The 2399-nt window shown below is 36.9% G+C and carries 2 protein-coding genes; one reads left to right on the top strand and one right to left on the bottom strand.

All coding sequences use genetic code 11. The features are described 5' to 3' along the window. The coding region (locus AC3AX0_RS11635; protein ID WP_487550450.1) for a 3-keto-5-aminohexanoate cleavage protein at positions 1-506 on the bottom strand (506 nt) is incomplete at its 3' end. A 354-nt stretch (positions 507-860) separates the two neighbouring features. Between AC3AX0_RS11635 and AC3AX0_RS11630 the strand changes: the two genes are divergently transcribed. Beyond that, positions 861-2222, top strand: coding sequence for a sigma-54 interaction domain-containing protein (locus AC3AX0_RS11630; protein ID WP_487550449.1), 1362 nt, complete (start codon positions 861-863; stop codon positions 2220-2222). Positions 2223-2399 lie beyond the last annotated feature (177 nt).

Raw genomic sequence — 2399 nt, 5'->3', positions numbered from 1 at the left:
TCAAAAGCTTCAACTTCCGGAGTAACTCCTGTTCCCTGAATAAGTTTTGCTGATTCTCTAAGCTGCTCGTATGTTGCAATATATAGAAGGTTCTGACCCCAGTTGATACTTCCACAATCCAATGTACAAATTTCAGGTCTGCAGCTCAAAATATGCTCCATTCTCTCTGCTGGAGTTATCATGTCAGATCCTGCTCCAGGCATCAAAGGATTTTCCTTATCAGGTGTCCAGTCTCCGCCCATTCCAGTAGTAATATTTATACAAACATCCACATCTGCAGCTCTTATTAGCTTTACAGTTTCCTGGTATAGCTTAAGATCTCTGCAAGGATCTCCAGTTTTAGGGTCCCTTACATGCATATGTATTATTGAAGCACCTGCTTTAGTTGCTTCAACTGCCGCTGCTGCTATTTCCTCTGGTGATTTTGGTACGTTAGGGTGTTTTAAGTGTGAATCGCCTGAACCTGTAAGTGCACAGGTAAGAGCTACTTTTTTTTGCATTTCCATTATATTGTCCTCCTGATATATCTGTTTATTTATACAATCATATTTTTTAATTGCATGCTATGACATTTATAAATGCAATTAGCGTGCCAATTTTTGATTTTCTGCAAAAACGGCTGTTTTTCAACATTCCTTAAAAAACATATATCTCTAATGCATCATTCTAGAGTTGAATTCAACTCAAATGTAACGAGTCGGAAATTGCTTTCAACTCGTTAGTTAAAAAAATACCAATTTTCTATCACACTTTGCTTTAATCTAGAGTTCAATTTGCATTGATGTAGTTTTTAAGGTAATATTGTGTTATAAAACTTATTAAAGGATACAGATATAATAATTCATTAGAGGTGATATTCAATGGGTGAAAAAAAGAAGATTTACGGTTTTGATTTTCCAACATTTTTCAATCTTATAGACAATATGTATGATGAAATATACATTACAGATAATGATTATAAACTGCTCTATGTAAACAAGGCCTGCGCCCGCCATTACGGAGCAACACAGGACGAAATGATCGGCAAAACCTCTTTGGATTTTTCCAGAGAAGAATGGTGGGGACCAAATTTTTTAACCCCCATGTACAAGGACAAGAAAGCTTATGGAGCAAAGCAAACCCTTGCAAACGGCATGCAGGTTCTAACTATTGCAGTACCCATATTTGATAAGAATGAAAATATTGAATACGTGGTAATGAATGTACGGGATGATGTAAATGAAATCGATCTGTACAATGATAAGGTCGATTCAGAAATTTTTAGCAAATTATCAAGAAGGGATAAGTATATTTTCAAAAGCAATGCAATGAAAAAAATATATTCACTGGCTACAAAGATAAGCAAGGTGGATGCCACATGTATAATAACAGGTGAAACCGGTGTCGGTAAAACCCTCCTTGCAAATCATATCCACAAATCAAGTCCAAGGAAGGATAAACCTCTCATATCTGTTAACTGTGCTAGTCTTCCCAGCGAACTTATCGAATCAGAACTCTTTGGATATTCAAAAGGAGCATTTACTGGTGCAAGCCAGTCTGGGAAAAAAGGCCTAATTTCAATGGCTGACGGAGGAACTCTACTACTTGATGAGATATCCGAACTTCCACTTTCTGCCCAGGCAAAAATCCTTCACATGGTTCAGGAAAGGGAATTTCTCCCTGTAGGTGGGACTACACCTGTGAAGGTTGATGTCAGAATCATAGCCGCTACAAACAAATCCTTGAAAAGCCTGGTTGAGCTGGGACATTTCCGGGAAGATCTGTACTATCGGTTGAATGTGGTAGAGCTGTATATACCACCACTGAGAAAACGAACTGAAGACATACCCCATCTTGTATCTCATTTCTTAACAGAGTTTTCCAGTAAATACAATATGAACAGACAAATTTCCGACAGGGCTTTGGAAGTACTTGTAAAGCATGAATGGCGAGGAAATATAAGAGAGCTGAGACACCTTATCGAAAGAATGGTTCTTACCTCAGACACAATGGTCATAGGACTGAATCAACTACCTACATCACTATTCGGCATAGAAGACCAGACATCCCAATTTGATGATGATGACGAAGATATTTCCTTCGAAGAAAAAACAAGTTCATATGAAGGTTATCTAATTAGAAAAGCCTATGAAAAACACAAAACTTCAAGAAAAGTTGCCGAACACCTTAATTTGAGCCAGACCAAAGCCACTAAACTCATAAAGAAATATGTTAATAAATAAAAACAAAAAGGCTTAGAGTTGATTTTAACTCTAAGCCTTTTATGATTATATTTTTGACTTGCTTCTCATTATCTGCTATCATTAATCTATAAATTCATGAGAGGAATGCTATGAATAAATCACTTGTTGTTTCACAATATTTGAATAGACAACCCGTAGCAGCGGCTGGAATCGTAC

The sequence above is a fragment of the Dethiosulfatibacter sp. genome, from assembly GCF_983023055.1.
Note: the sequence above shows the minus strand (reverse complement) of the source record. Positions and strands in the feature narration are given on the sequence as shown.

What these genes read in the sequence shown, in the direction of transcription:
- AC3AX0_RS11630 (WP_487550449.1), top strand. Translation starts at nt 861, where the DNA reads ATGGGTGAAAAAAAGAAGATTTACGGTTTTGATTTTCCAACATTTTTC.